12 protein-coding genes, 1 tRNA gene and 1 pseudogene are annotated in these 12,848 nt (G+C 37.1%); 11 read left to right on the top strand and 3 right to left on the bottom strand.

Going from position 1 to position 12,848, the window contains the following annotated elements; all coding sequences use genetic code 11:
* Positions 1-31: 31 nt before the first annotated feature.
* From I6N95_RS21935 to I6N95_RS21900, 8 genes and pseudogenes are all read left to right on the top strand, one after another.
* On the top strand, positions 32-256 hold the full coding sequence (locus I6N95_RS21935) for a hypothetical protein (protein ID WP_209531508.1): 225 nt from the start codon (positions 32-34) through the stop codon (positions 254-256).
* A 25-nt stretch (positions 257-281) separates the two neighbouring features.
* The gene (locus I6N95_RS21930) at positions 282-473 is read left to right on the top strand and encodes a DUF3188 domain-containing protein (RefSeq protein WP_209531507.1); all 192 of its coding nucleotides are present in this window, start codon (positions 282-284) and stop codon (positions 471-473) included.
* A gap of 31 nt (positions 474-504) precedes the next feature.
* Positions 505-918: a DUF3284 domain-containing protein gene (locus tag I6N95_RS21925; RefSeq protein WP_209531506.1), complete on the top strand. Its 414-nt coding sequence runs from the start codon at positions 505-507 to the stop codon at positions 916-918.
* A gap of 201 nt (positions 919-1,119) precedes the next feature.
* Positions 1,120-2,019 carry an LPXTG cell wall anchor domain-containing protein gene (locus tag I6N95_RS21920; RefSeq protein WP_209531505.1) on the top strand — a complete coding sequence of 300 codons (900 nt, stop codon included), beginning with the start codon at positions 1,120-1,122 and terminating at the stop codon, positions 2,017-2,019.
* 601 nt (positions 2,020-2,620) lie between these two features.
* Positions 2,621-3,937 (top strand): bis-aminopropyl spermidine synthase family protein, encoded by a 1,317-nt coding sequence (locus tag I6N95_RS21915; RefSeq protein ID WP_209531504.1) that lies wholly within the window; start codon positions 2,621-2,623, stop codon positions 3,935-3,937.
* A 12-nt stretch (positions 3,938-3,949) separates the two neighbouring features.
* A pseudogene (locus I6N95_RS21910) lies at positions 3,950-4,135 on the top strand (S-adenosylmethionine decarboxylase family protein); the annotation flags it as partial.
* Positions 4,136-4,626: 491 nt separating this feature from the next.
* Positions 4,627-4,700 (top strand) — tRNA-Arg (locus tag I6N95_RS21905).
* A 51-nt stretch (positions 4,701-4,751) separates the two neighbouring features.
* The gene (locus tag I6N95_RS21900) at positions 4,752-6,788 is read left to right on the top strand and encodes an LTA synthase family protein (protein WP_209531502.1); all 2,037 of its coding nucleotides are present in this window, start codon (positions 4,752-4,754) and stop codon (positions 6,786-6,788) included.
* Between the two features lie 65 nt (positions 6,789-6,853).
* Here I6N95_RS21900 and I6N95_RS21895 read toward each other — a convergent pair whose 3' ends face one another.
* Complete coding sequence (locus I6N95_RS21895) at positions 6,854-8,092, bottom strand: aminopeptidase (RefSeq protein WP_209531501.1); 1,239 nt, start codon at positions 8,090-8,092, stop codon at positions 6,854-6,856.
* A gap of 372 nt (positions 8,093-8,464) precedes the next feature.
* Between I6N95_RS21895 and I6N95_RS21890 the strand changes: the two genes are divergently transcribed.
* Positions 8,465-9,058 carry a TetR/AcrR family transcriptional regulator gene (locus I6N95_RS21890; protein ID WP_209531500.1) on the top strand — a complete coding sequence of 198 codons (594 nt, stop codon included), beginning with the start codon at positions 8,465-8,467 and terminating at the stop codon, positions 9,056-9,058.
* A gap of 34 nt (positions 9,059-9,092) precedes the next feature.
* On the opposite strand, the gene I6N95_RS21885 is transcribed toward I6N95_RS21890, so the two are convergent.
* Positions 9,093-9,533, bottom strand: coding sequence for a flavodoxin (locus I6N95_RS21885; RefSeq protein ID WP_209531499.1), 441 nt, complete (start codon positions 9,531-9,533; stop codon positions 9,093-9,095).
* 251 nt (positions 9,534-9,784) lie between these two features.
* Here I6N95_RS21885 and map point away from each other — a divergent pair, with 251 nt between their 5' ends.
* Both map and I6N95_RS21875 read left to right on the top strand, forming a co-directional pair.
* The gene (gene map / locus I6N95_RS21880; protein ID WP_209531498.1) at positions 9,785-10,540 is read left to right on the top strand and encodes a type I methionyl aminopeptidase; all 756 of its coding nucleotides are present in this window, start codon (positions 9,785-9,787) and stop codon (positions 10,538-10,540) included.
* A gap of 71 nt (positions 10,541-10,611) precedes the next feature.
* Positions 10,612-11,520, top strand: coding sequence for a YihY/virulence factor BrkB family protein (locus I6N95_RS21875; RefSeq protein ID WP_209531497.1), 909 nt, complete (start codon positions 10,612-10,614; stop codon positions 11,518-11,520).
* A 65-nt stretch (positions 11,521-11,585) separates the two neighbouring features.
* On the opposite strand, the gene I6N95_RS21870 is transcribed toward I6N95_RS21875, so the two are convergent.
* On the bottom strand, positions 11,586-12,701 hold the full coding sequence (locus I6N95_RS21870; protein ID WP_209531496.1) for a glycosyltransferase family 4 protein: 1,116 nt from the start codon (positions 12,699-12,701) through the stop codon (positions 11,586-11,588).
* Positions 12,702-12,848: the final 147 nt, after the last annotated feature.

The following is a 12,848-nucleotide window of genomic DNA, read 5'->3' as shown; positions in this document are numbered from 1 at the left end:
TATTAAAAACCATAGGAAGAAGGAACGACAAATGATTGAATTAAACGCACCAGTTTCACAGGATAAAATGATCGAATTATTAGATGGCTTGGAGAAAGACGGCGTTACCTTTACATTTAAAGAGAAAAAAGGAATTAAACTGTATTTCGACGTGAACAGTGAAGACGTTGACGGAGCAGCCCGGATTGCGAAAAATACCATTAAAGAACAACCTTGGGGCTCTGTATTATACTTTCAAGCAAGTGGCGTAAAATAGCAGACAAAAGAATGGATGGATCAAGATGACTAAAGGTGGTTTGTTTTTATGTAGTATTGGCTTATTAATTATTCTGTATAGCGCCAACCAAAATACAGGACAATACAACTTGTTGAACATGGTAACCGGTATCGCCTTTCTGATATCCGGCGGCATCGCTTATTCAGCAGGAGCAAAAAAAGAAAAAGCTTTGAAAAATAAAAACGACAAGAAGTAGCAACCCGCTATTTTCCAGAGAGGTGAACGAAATGCAGATTGTTAAAAAATTAGATGTACCGGCACCCTTTTTATATGATAAAATTATCGACTCAGTGTTGTTTGACATTCGCAAACAAACCGGCAAAAATGTAACCAAAAAGCAGTTAAACAATTTTGAGTATGTCAAGGAATACTCTAAAAGCAGCAAAGCCAAAATCAAAATTGAAAAACACATTGAAAATCAATCTTATCATTTTAGAACTTCTACAACCCGTAATGACTTTCTGGTCCAATACGAGATTCAACCAATTGATGATAAGAGCTGTGAAGTGATCTATCATGAAGAAATGAAGTCATTCGGAACCATGCAGAAGTTAAACGACATGGTCGTAGGAACGCTTCTAGGCTTTCTGAAAAAGCGTCAATTTAAAAAGATGCTAGAGATGATTGAATCGTCTTATTAACCTTAAAATTGCCCCGTAGAGGGCTTTTTTTTTGTGGCTAAAAAGCTAGTTTGATCGGATAGGGTGGGAGTAGCTAAACTTGTAAACGCAACCTTAAATATTTCTTAATATTTCTTTTGTTAAAAAAACTTGTTTTATATTTCTTTAATGTTACAATTAAGTTACGGTTAAATGAAGTTTAACAGAAGAGGAGAGATGAAGATGAAAAAAGTCGTGTATCTAACAGTTTTATTTAGCCTTTTTGGCTGGAGTTACGTAAATGCTGAGACAACTGAAATGTCAGAAGATAGAGCTGAGGTAACAAGTAATTCTGTTGTGAATGATCTCACATCAGCTAACCCAGTAAGCGAAGAAGAAAGTATGACAAGTGAGAGTAGTGAAGAACTAGACGCGATAAATGAAAAAGATTCAGCCATAATAGATTTGGGGACAATACTTGTTCCGGTAAAGAAAAATCAGAAATTGACTACTCAAGATTTTTACAATTATTTAGATGATACTGAGAAAGTGATAGAGCGTGGAATAAAAGAATTTCAATTTGTTGACAATCAAATACCTTCAACAGACGTAATAGGGCAGTTTCCAAACAGTGTTAAATTAACTGGAGTAGATAAAGATGGAATTACTAAAACTATTTTAGCGGGGTATTTAGTCAGTAATGATGTAGCAACTATCAAATTAACAGATGTAGCATATGACGACGAAAAAAAAGCAATAGTTGGAACGACTGATCCAAAAGCTTGGGTTACTTATCATGGTGAAATCGATAAAGGGTATGGACAAGGTCATGTTATTGCAAATGAAAAAGGTTATTTTGAAATTGGTGGTATGGAAGAAGTTGGGACTAAATGGTTCCTTAAGGCATATGACGATATGTCAAGTCAGGTTAATTATAGTGATGAAGTTGAATTCACTATTCCTGGAGAAAACTTAACTTCATCAGAAAACTCATCATCAGAGTCTGATAAAAGTAAAGAAAATAAGAAAAATATCTTGCCACAAACAGGTGTAAGAATAAATAATGTAGTAATTGCAGTAGGCGTTATTCTATTGGCAACAGCAGGTTTGTTTTATTGCGAAAGAAGATTTAAATTATTTTAATAGAGACACCTCGTAATATAATTCAGAAATATAGTCCACTGAGAAGGTTATTTTTAGCTTCTGTTCAGCTGAAAATTTAACGGTTGATCGCGTTTTTTTACTGGAAACTATATAGTTAGAGTCATGATTCATTTTTTGTTGTATTAGCTCGTTTAGCAATTAAGAACTGCGGATAAAAGGTGGGTTTCCCATAGATAGGGATTGCTCATCTTTTATTTGACTTTACCAAGACAAACCGTATAATAAAAGAGTAGCATTAATTATTTTGAGTTAAGCAAATCAAATATCAGACTGAGGTGTGCTTTTTGAGCATTGTGACTGTATCTATCTAGATTAATTTAATAGCCATTAAACTGTAGTTTATTTGGTATGTCTAAAGATACTCATACATTCTCAAAATAATTCAAACACACTTGCTTAAATATGTAGTGATAGATGAACAAGAATGGTGAGCTGAGAGAAATCTCGGCTTTTTTGCATCGTTGTTATCATTTAGCGAGTCAAAGACAGGATCAATTAAATTAATTCAGGTAGTCATTTCATCAAGTAATAAACGAAGGGATGGAATGGCTCGTAGTATAGATACTGCAAAGCCGAAAAAATGAATCTAACAGAAATAATTAAAGAACGAACGAAGTTAAAAGAACCGGCTGAAATAATAAATCAATTATTAGTCGAAATGTATCTGCATAAAAAAATCTCTACCGGTGAATTAGGTACGCGCTTAAGTTTGCCAATTCCTGTAGTAGCGGCCATTCGAAAAGAGTTGACAAAGTTTGGTCTCGTAATCAATCAAGGGGGGCCACTACTTTCAAGAAAAGGCCTTATCTATGTTGAGCAGCAACTTGGGTGGAGCACCATCAACAAAGATTATTACCTTAAATTGCTAAACTCGCAGACTGAGCGTACCTATCTTAGCAAACAGCTTGTAGCTGAATTATCTGCTGGCGTCCTCCAACGACCACCAGTGGAAGTCAGATACGATCAAGCCTTTGCTACACTGGAGACCAGTGTGGCCCGAGCCTTCTCATTACTGGCTAAGCATCAACTGGTTAATCATCGCGTTTTATTTTTAGGAGACGATGATTTGACCTCATTAGCTGTCGGTTTATTGCTGAAAAAGATCGGCCGACCGCATATCAAAAATAACGCGGTGACTATTTATGAAATGTCAGGTGAAATCATTCGTTGTCTGAAAGAGTCAGCAGTCAATCTTGATTTGGAAATCGACTGTTTTCAAATTGATTTTCGTGATTCGTACCCAGAATTGTATTTAAATCAGTTTGATGTGGTTTTTGTGGATCCACCTTACACGTTGTCTGGCTTGAAGTTATTTTTATCAAGAGCTATTGGAGCAAGTAGACTTGGCACAGGCATGATTTATTTATCATTTGGTAAAAAAGCGCCAGCTGAGCAATTGGCGATCCAACAATTAATAAGCAACCAAAACCTGATAGTAGCTGACATCAGAAGAGATTTTAATCAGTATCAAGGAGCAGCCATTATTGGTGGGAAAAGTGATCTGTATGTCCTTTCAACCACGGCTGATAGCTATCCAGTAATCCCAAAAGCAAGTAACTGGAATCAGTTTATTTATACAGGAGAGGTAAATATCAAACAAGTAATTTACCGATGCCCAAACTGTCAACAACTTTTTCCGATGGAAGGATTAACTCCAATAGTTACAATCGAAATGTTAAAAGAAAAAGGTTGTTCTATGTGCGGAGGAAAAAAATTCGCCCGATTAACACCGAATGCACCAATTCAAAAGAGCAAGCAACGTTTGGGCAATCATTATCTCCTCGATTTAAACGATTGTTCGGAAGGTATCCTATCTTCAGTTAAATCAGTTGAAGAAATAATGCTTGCAATTATTTGTAAATGCCAGTTAACAGTTGTTAATCATTGTTTTCATTAGTTTGAGCCATATGGAGTAAGTGGTGTGGTTGTTTTAGCTGAATCTCACTTTACGATTCACACATGGCCTGAGTTAAATTATGCAGCAGTTGATTTATTTGTTTGTCAAGAGCTGAAGTCAGAGTCAAAATTTATTGATTTGTTGAGGGGAAAATTTGATGCGAAAGAGCTTGAATATCAAAAAGTTTATCGTGAATAGTGACTGTAGGACATAGTTTTCTCTAATTCTATTGAATTAAAATCGAATTAGGGTTTGGAAAGGAGTCTGGGACTAAGTTCTAGACTCTGTTTTTTTAAGAATTATTTTATCAAATCTCTCCAATTTTTTTTAAATTTTTGATATGCCTTAGCTTTAATCGTTAAGGTTATTCATGTAAAGATCACCTTCGGATAACCCTTCTGTATGAGTTTGGGAAAACGTTTTTAGATAAGTGAAATTTAGAATGCTATATTCTGCATTACGAATAGTAGAGTTTATATCAATTAAAGTAACATAGATTGCTTTGGGCTCAGTTGTGTAATACTAAAGATCAGTTAATAATTGCTTCTTTTGTCAGAGGTGGTTAAACATAAAATATGTAATATTTTATGTTAGGTGACTAATTTATGAGAACCTTTCAATTAGAAGAATAAATTTTGTTTCTAGAACTAGACATTTAGCGACTTTCATGAGAAAATAGTCCATGTTGTGTTCCTGTAGCTCAGTAGGATAGAGCGATCGCCTCCTAAGCGATAGGCCGCTGGTTCGAATCCAGTCAGGGACGTTAAATCTGAAATATTTTAGTGACTTAAGGAAAGGTGAAAAAAACATAAAGATGTTTGATATTATTGGGGATGCGATAAAAAAGATTCGGACATTTATTTCTAAACAAACAATAGAAGAGAATAATTTAGAAAAAAAATTGACTATTCAAAAAGTTACTTCTAGCATTTTGGGGTATGAGGTAAGTCGACTTCTCTTATTTATTATTAAGTTATTTATAGCAATAGCTACTTCAATACTTTTTAATATTTATTTACAAAAAAGTTTATTTATTGGTTTTGAAATTAATATGCGAGAAATTGATGTCCGAGTGTTTGAATTTCAACAGAGTATTTTTAGTGGTTTTTTGATTCTATTAATTGTATTCATTTTTCTTTGGAGTCTAACTGGGAAATTTGTTCTTACTACTGTTTTTTATAGTGTTGCAATGAGTTTATTAGTATTTGCAAATAATCAAAAAGTTGAGTTGAGACAAGAACCAGTCTTTCCAGAAGAACTTCAAATGATCGGTCAATCTCAAGAATTATTGGAGATGATTGATTCGAAATATATTGCTTTGGGAATCAATATATTAATTATGGCAGTTCTGAGTACAATCATTTATTATTTTTTAGTTAGAAAAGTAATTTTAGGAAAGTATACAACAAAACTTGGACTACGAAGAATTCAAATAAAACACAGCATTGGCACATACATTTATTTAGTTGGCCGCTTCTTTGCAATTGTAGCTTCTGGTTATATCCTATACTTTTCATACAATTTTAATGATTCTCCTAAGGTAGGTGAGTTGTTAAAAACGGATAAAAGCCAATTGGTTGGGTACAATCAATTGCTTAATTATCGAGTTAATGGTTTTGTAACCGGGTTTTTATATAATATGCCTGTCAAACCTATGGCAGTTATACCTGAATACTCACAAGAAAAAATGAAAGAAATTGAAGTCAAATACTTAGAAACGGCTTCCGAAATTAACCAGACAAGAGTAACCAACTTTTCAGACACGAAACTGGTATATATTTTGAGTGAAAGTCTTTTCAATCCAAGTAAGGTTGCTATGTTAGAAATGGATTATTCACCGCTAACGGAAATTGATAAAGTTATGCAGCAGTCCCACTCTGGAAAGATGTTGTCAACAAATCTTGGTGGTGGGACGGCTAATACTGAGTATGCCGCTTTAACGGGGTTATCCATGGCTAATTTTCAACCTCAGATATCTAGTGCATATATTTCCTTTGCCCATAGTCAAGCGAACGACGGAACAGTTGTAAATTTTTATAAAAATGGAAATCAAGATAAAAGTCAGGCAGTTGCCATCCATCCTTATTCGCCTCGGCTATATAAGCGGATAGATGTTTTTAAAAATTTTGGTTTTGATGAGTTTTTATATGAAGGCAACTTAACTTATACAGACACTCATAATGGAGTCAATATTACGGACGAATCGGCTTATTTGGAAACTTTAGATGAATTAAAAAAAGATCAAGTCGGATTTATTCAATTGACCACCATGCAAAATCATTTGCCTTATGGAACTGAATTCATCGATAGACGAACTCAAGAGGAGCCAGGTCTGAACTTAGAGGATGAGGACAAGGTAACGTTTAATAACTACTTAGATAGAATTAAAGCCACAGATGAAGCGACAAAAAACTTTTTAGATCAAATAGAGCTTATGGACGAGGATGTAACGGTGCTGTTGTATGGTGATCATATTCCTGGTTTTATGAGTAAATATGCGGATAAAATGAGTGATTTTGAAAAGTTTGGAACGGATTTCTTTATATACTCCAACCACGGAAGGAGCCAGTCAGTAGACTTTCCGATCGTCAGTCCAATATTTTTTACCAATCTAGTGGCCCAACAAAATAACGCTAAGATATCAGCCTATTATGCAGTTTTGGAAGAATTATTCAAGCATATACAGGCGTATAGTAGAGAAGTTTATTATGTCGATGGTCAAGCAAAAACGTATGATGAGCTTGATGATCAAACCAAAGAAATACTTGAAGATTACAAGTTAGTTCAATATGATTTGACGAGTGGAAAAGAGTATCTGTCCGATTCATTTTTTAAAGTAACATCAAAATAGAAAAAACAAGAAGCTCGATAGATTACCAATCTTCGAACTTCTTGTTTTTTTGTATGGACCAATTATTAAGCCCAATCACCATTTCTAAATAACGGAACACGAGTACCATCCGCGCGAATACCATCAATATCCATCTGATCAGAACCGATCATAAAGTCGACGTGAGTCGTACTTAAATTCAAACCAGCAGCTTCCAGCTCTTCCTGAGACATCTCCGTGCCGCCTTTTAAACTAAAAGCATAGGCAGAACCTAGGGCCAAGTGATTGGACGCATTTTCGTCAAATAAAGTATTGTAGAATGTAATACCAGATTGAGAAATTGGCGAAGGATCAGGCACTAAAGCGACTTCCCCTAAGCTCTTAGCTCCTTCATCCGTTTCCAATAATTTTTTCAAGACATCCTCACCTTGCTCGGCAGTAACATCTACCACCTTGCCGTCCTTAAAGGTAAAATGCATGCCAGAAATAGTCGTACCAGCATAGCTCAATGGTTTAGTACTTGAGACTGTCCCATCAATACGACGGCTGTCAGGAGCTGTAAAGACTTCTTCAGTTGGCATGTTCGCCATAAATTTCTCGCCACGAGAATTAAAACTACCAGCGCCTTCCCATAAATGATTGTTGGGCAAGCCAATGATTAAATCAGTTCCAGGAGCAGTGTAGTGCAAGGCATCAAATTGCTCTGCATTTAGTTCCTCAGCTTTTGAATTTAAGGTTTTATCATGGGTTTCCCAGGCAGCCACGGGATCCTCGCTATAAATACGAGTAGTTTTAAAGATTTCATCCCAAAGAGCATCTAGTTGAGCTTCAGCCGTATCCAGTTCAGGGAATACTTTCGCAGCCCAAGCAGTCCCAGCAGCAGCAACTACTGTCCAACTCATTTTGTTAGCTTGACTGGCTTGGCGGAGTTTGCTTAAGGCTTTGCCATTGGCAGTTTGAAAAGCGGCTACTCGCTCAGAATCAGTGCCAGCTAAGGCATCAGGGTCTTGAGAGACAACGCTAATGCGACTGGCTCCTTTTTCCACCCAAGAATCAGCCTCATCAATTTTGTATTGCGGAATAGTCGACATTAACGCCTCGTCAGCATGTAAAAAGAATTCTTTTTGAACCACATCGTCTCGCCATTGAACACTGACGTTGGCAGCCCCAAGTTGATAGGCCTCTTTGACAATCAAACGAGCCAGTTCAACTTGTTCCACATCAATCTGAAGGACAACGGTATGTCCCTGTTGCACATTGACCCCTGTTGCAGCTATTAATTTAGCGTATTTTTGGAGATTTTCTTTGAAATTAGGTAATGTCATCTATCTTCCTCCTATTAATGAATGTTCATTATCGTGATGGCACACTACGGGGAACCCCATATAGAAAACACTAGTTTTATAGGCTTTGGCCACCATACATATGATAACACAAAGGTCAGAAGGGAACAATTTATCCAGTGGCGTTGATGGTCTCATTACACATAAGGTTCCGTTTCTTTCAAACAGTAGACGGCGTTTCCACTTTGTAAAAATAACAAGATATTATAACTGTCTTTTTTTATTGTACGATTCATGATACAATAAAATCAGATAAAGTGAACGGTAATTTTTGAGGGGCTTGGCAGAAAATACAATTGGACAAACTTATAGGATAAACACTCAAAGTGAATGTAAAGAGAGGTAGGAAGAAGAATGGCAAGGAAAAAAACCATTACGAAAGATCAGATTTTAACTGCAGCATACGACATCGTGGCGACAGAAGGCTTTTCTCGTTTTACGGCACGTAATATTGCCAGTAAAATGAAATGCTCGACTCAACCAATTTATTTAGAATTCAAAAACATGGATGATTTGAAGGCAGCACTTTTCGAAAAGATTGAGACTTATTTAAGAGACGTTGTCTTTGCTCGAGTTGTCACAGGTGACCCGTTATTGGATATGAATCTAAACTATGTTCGTTTTGCCACTGAGGAGAAAGTGCTCTATCGCTCTCTTTATTTAGAAGGACATTCTGGTGAAGCGATGTTAAATCAATTCAGTCATGATTTATTTATGGAAAACATCAACAAAGATCCAGAATTAAGCCAATTAGACACAGAGATGAAAACGGCCATTTTCTCAGGAACATGGATTGTGGCAACGGGAATTGCCTCCCTAAAATCCGGTGGCCTGATTAACCCAACTGACGACAACATCAAAGCCTTGTTAAACGATGTGATCAGCAGCGTAACAAAGAACGATAAAAATCAAATTTTAACAAAGCCAGTTAAAGAAAAACAAGCATAAGAAAAACCCGTTATGGTTACCATAACGGGTTTTTTTACGCCTTACTTGCAATTGTTTTGGCAAAAGCTTCCAACTTCACAATATCTTCCTCTTCAGCAGCTAAGTCGACTTTGACACAGTCAGCCCCTTTAGTGGCACCAGCTTTGACAAAAGCGGCCTCAAAATCATCAACTGACTTACAGAAAAACTCGTAAAAGGTATCGCCAGAGCCGACGACGCCGAAAATCTTTCCAGATAAATCAAGTTCCTGCAACTCCTCATAAAAATCGACGATATCATCAGGTAGTTCTCCATCATCGTAAGTATAAGTTGCCACAATACAAATGTCTGCATCTAAGAAATCTTCCGCATCAACTTGCGTACACTCTTCCTGTTCAACTTCTAGGTCTAAATTTTCTAATGCTTCAGCTACAATATCAGCAATTTCTTCGGTATTACCAGTTAAACTAGCATACACAATTTTAGCGAGAGCCATATCCATCATCCTTTCAATCAGTCTACTGCTAAATTATACCAGAAACAATCGTAAATGAAAGTACCACTTCCTTAAATGAAGAAAATAATTTTTAGACCGTGATCACTTACTGGCCAGAAGAAGTGAAACATAGATATTTGGCGGATTTGTCTCAATATGATAGAATGTAAATTGCCAACAACTTCAAATGATTAAGAAGTTGTTTATTCTGACCTATCGGAATCAATCGGATCAATCAAAGGAGACAAAAAATGATTACACTTAAATCAGCAAGAGAAATAGAAATGATGGAGGAGTCTGGCGCCTTGTTAGCTCAAGTCCACCATGCCCTTAGAACCTTTATCAAACCAGGCATTACCAGCTGGGATGTGGAAGAGTTTGTCCACGATTTTATCAAAAAAAACGGTGGGGTTGCAGCCCAAATTGGTTTTGAAGGCTATAAATACGCCACCTGTTGCAGCATTAACGACGAAATCTGCCACGGTTTTCCTCGTAAAGAGAAACTAAAAGATGGCGATCTGATCAAAGTCGACATGTGTATCGATTTAAACGGTGCCATGTCAGATTCTTGTTGGTCTTATGTTGTGGGCCAATCAACACCGGAAATTGATAAGCTGATGGAGGTTACCAAAAAAGCCTTGTACATCGGTATCGAACAAGCTCAAGTAGGCAATCGTATCGGCGATATTGGGCATGCCATTCAAACCTATGTAGAAGGTGAAAATCTCAGCGTTGTCCGCGATTTTATCGGCCATGGCATAGGGCCAACAATCCATGAAGCACCCGCTATTCCTCATTACGGTGAAGCAGGCAAAGGGCTTCGCCTTAAGGAAGGGATGGTCATTACCATTGAACCAATGGTTAACACTGGAACCTGGCGCATGAAAATGGACGACAACAACTGGACTGCTCGCACCCTTGATGGCGGTTTAAGTTGTCAATATGAGCACACTTTGGCTATCACCAAAGAAGGCCCGAAAATTTTAACTTCTCAAGGGGATCAGTAATCTATAACTGCAATAAAAATACAACGACAGCTACTTTCTGTGTAAAGTAGCTGTTTGATTAGGGGAGAGCGATGGAACCACTCGAGAAAATAAAAAATGACAAGCTAAAGAAGTTCATTCAAACCGTCATTGGGCGGGTGTCCGGTGCTGAAATTGGCCCCTCATCGTCCACAATTGCTTACTATCTGTTGTTGTCAATCTTTCCATTGATAATTGCCGTTGGGAATATTTTGCCTTTTCTGCAAATTAATCCAGAAACCGTGTTGCCTTATATTGAATCCATGCTACCAGTCAGTATTTACGAGATGTTGGAAGGCACCATTCGCGCGCTCTTAGAGAACTCCAATGGTGGCTTGCTCTCCATTTCCGCCATCGCCACTCTCTGGGCGGCTAGCAAGAGTATTAATGCCTTACAGAACGCTTTGAATAAGGTCTACGGCGTGAATAACCGGGTAAATGCCCTTTTAACTAGATTGTTCAGTTTTGCAGCGATCTTTCTCTTTTTAATGGCTGTCATGGTTTTAGCTATTCTCTTTACCTTAGGCCAATCCATCTTGGATTATGTCTTGCCAATTTTAAATTTACCCCATAATATTTCCGGAATATTTGGCACCTTGAAGTGGCCAGTCACCATGATTTCGCTTTTCTTAGTCATGAGTATTATTTATTACTTTTTACCTAATGCTAAAGTTCGACTGCGCTCCGTCTTACCAGGAGCGGCCTTTTCCACCATTGGCTGGATGGCTTTGACTCAGTTTTTTGGACTGTATACCAAGTACTTCTCAAAAGGCTTCTCCAGTTATGGCTTAATTGGAGGGTTTATCGTCTTTATGTTATGGCTTAATTTTGCTGCCACAGTCATCATTATCGGTGGGGTCATCAATGCCGTAATTGAGGAGTTTTCTAATGGTGAGATAGAGGCGAAAAGCCGTCGCATACCCAAAAGACTAACAAAATTCATTCACTCAAAAAAAGAATAATATAATAGTTTCAAATAAAAAAGCAGTTGAAGCCTTCATTCAAAGAAGGCTTCAACTGCTTTTTATCATTTTTGTTCATCGTTTTCGGAATCATTTTTTTTCTTATTGCCGAAAAGATATCCGAATAGGTTAAGAAGAAACTGTTTGTTCGGTCCAACAAGACCAATTAACTCAACAAATAATTCGATTCCTAGTAGCAGCAAGATAACCAATAGAATACCGCCGAATGTGCTAGTATATGTCAGCAAAAGGGCTGTAAAGGAAAATAACATGGCCAAGCCGTAAATCGTTAGCACCGCACCCCGATGGGTAAACCCTAATGACAAGAGGCGGTGGTGCAAATGCATCTTATCAGCAGAAGCGATGGGTTGCTTATTGATGTAACGTCTGATAATAGCAAAAACCGTATCAGTGATCGGGACACCAAGAATAATTAAAGGTGTAACTAAGGAGACAATTGTGACATTTTTTAAATCCTGAAGGGACATGATGGCAATCATAAACCCTAAAAATAAAGCCCCTGTGTCTCCTAAAAATATTTTAGCAGGATGAAAATTATAGGGGAAAAAGCCGACAATACTTGCGATTAGAATAAAAATCGTTAATGTGATGTGAAAATTTGAGCTGGGAATAAAGAAATTGGCGATGATTCCCATCGTACCGAGGGCGATTAACGAGACCCCAGAAGCAAGCCCATCTAGCCCGTCTATCAGATTAACAGCGTTAGTTAAGGCAAGAATCCAAATTATTGTGGCTGGAAAACTTAAAATACCTAACTCTACATTACCGATAAAAGGCAACGAAAACGACTCCATACGAATATCAGCCAGAAAATAAGCAATACAAGCCGCAATTGTGATCCCTAAAAGTTTTCCTTTAGGAGATAATTCTTTAGTGTCATCAATAATGCCTGTGACAATAATGACAGTGGCAGCTAACAGAATAGGAAGGATATAAGTTTTAGGAATATAGTTGTCAAATATAAAAACAGCAGAAATTGCAAACGAGAGAAATATCGCTAAGCCACCAATCGTGGGCATGACTGTTTTATTGATTCGCCGTGCATCTGGTTTATCAGTCGCGCCAATTTTAAATGCAAACCACCGAACAAAAGGCGTTATAATCAGTGATAGGAAAACAGTTGAAAATAAATAGATAACAATACCAAATACATCATTCATTAATTTAGCCCTACTTTCAATGGGTCGATGTCACTATTATACAAAGTCTTAGCTCAAAATACAATCTAATTGGGTAGTGTTTAATAAAATTACGAGAAGTTAATTGTATTGGTTTCGTTAAATTATTGTTAAGAGACTGGTCATTTG

This window comes from Vagococcus allomyrinae (genome assembly GCF_017829975.1).
GTDB classification, from domain to species: domain Bacteria; phylum Bacillota; class Bacilli; order Lactobacillales; family Vagococcaceae; genus Vagococcus_D; species Vagococcus_D allomyrinae.
The sequence above is the reverse complement of the archived record's forward strand: the minus strand, read 5'-3'. Positions and strand labels throughout refer to the sequence as shown.